The sequence below is a fragment of the Alcaligenes sp. Marseille-Q7550 genome (genome assembly GCF_965112015.1).
The window spans coordinates 1-1,062 of sequence record NZ_CBCOPU010000027.1 but is presented as its reverse complement, the minus strand read 5'-3'; the positions used below and the strand labels follow the sequence as shown (position 1 = coordinate 1,062).

Annotated in this window: 1 protein-coding gene and 1 pseudogene; both read right to left on the bottom strand. The window is 71.4% G+C overall.

What is annotated here, in order from left to right:
• Window positions 1-683: pseudogene (locus ACWPWO_RS18855) on the bottom strand (putative 2-aminoethylphosphonate ABC transporter permease subunit); the annotation flags it as partial.
• A 58-nt stretch (window positions 684-741) separates the two neighbouring features.
• Window positions 742-1,062 (bottom strand): TOBE domain-containing protein (locus tag ACWPWO_RS18850; protein ID WP_454007899.1); only part of this gene is annotated, 321 nt, incomplete at its 5' end.

Here is a 1,062-nt window from a genome sequence, read left to right as displayed (position 1 = left end):
TCGGTCACGGTCAGGGTGAAGACCAGGCAGGCGGCCGAGAACACCGCGTAGCGGCTGGCCGGCAGGGTGACGGTCAGGAAGCGGCGCCAGGCGCCGGCGCCCATGGCGCGGGCGGCGTCGTACAGGCGCGCATCGGCCAGCGCCAGGCCGGTGCCCAGGATCATGAGCGCATGGGGAAAGGTATAGAAGGCCTCGCCCAGCACGATGCCCCAGAAGCCGTAGATGGTATGGCCGCCTAGCCAGTCGCGCAGCAGTCCCTGGTTGCCGAACAGATAGATCAGCGACAGGCCCGGCATCAGGGACGGCGCCAGCAGCGGCAGCAGGCCCAGGGCGCGGAACAGGCCGGCGCCGCGGATGCAGCAGCGCTGCAGCGCGAAGGCGAAGGCGTAGGCGGTGGGAACGACGATGGCCAGCGTGGTCAGGCCGACCAGGACGCTGCGGCCCACCATGGGCATGAAGCCGGGAGCGCCGACAATGCTCCAGAACTGCGTCAGGCCCGTCAGCCTGCCGTCGCCGTCCTGGACGGCGCGCAACAGGATGCACAGCATGGGCAGGGCCAGGAACAGTGCCAGCAGGACAAGCAGGACCAGCACTAGAGTGCGGCGCGCTGCGTACCCCATCCAGGAAGGCAGGGCCTGGCGGACCAGCTTGCGGGCCGCAACGGGACGCTCCTCGGATTGCATGCGGCTGCGCGCGGCCGCGGCCTGGCGCAGCGGCGCAGCGCGGCCGGAGGTGCTCAGTTCAGGCATGGGCATGCAGGGCCTCGCTGGGGAGCTGGACGCGGCAGCGGCGCGCGGCCAGGGGCGCGAGCAGGCGGTCGCCTTGTTCAGGATTGACGATGGCCTGCACGGTCAGCCCGTCCATGCCTTCGGGGCGCAGGATCAGCTTGTAGTGGCGGCCCAGGAAGACGCCGTCCACGATGTCGGCCAGAAAGGTGTTGGCGGCTCCGGCCGGGCTGGCGGTATCGAGCACGCGGATGTTCTCGGGGCGGATGAACAGGCGGCCGGGCGCGGCGGGTGCGTCCCGGCTCAGGTCCAGGCGGGCGCGCTCGACCAGCACGGC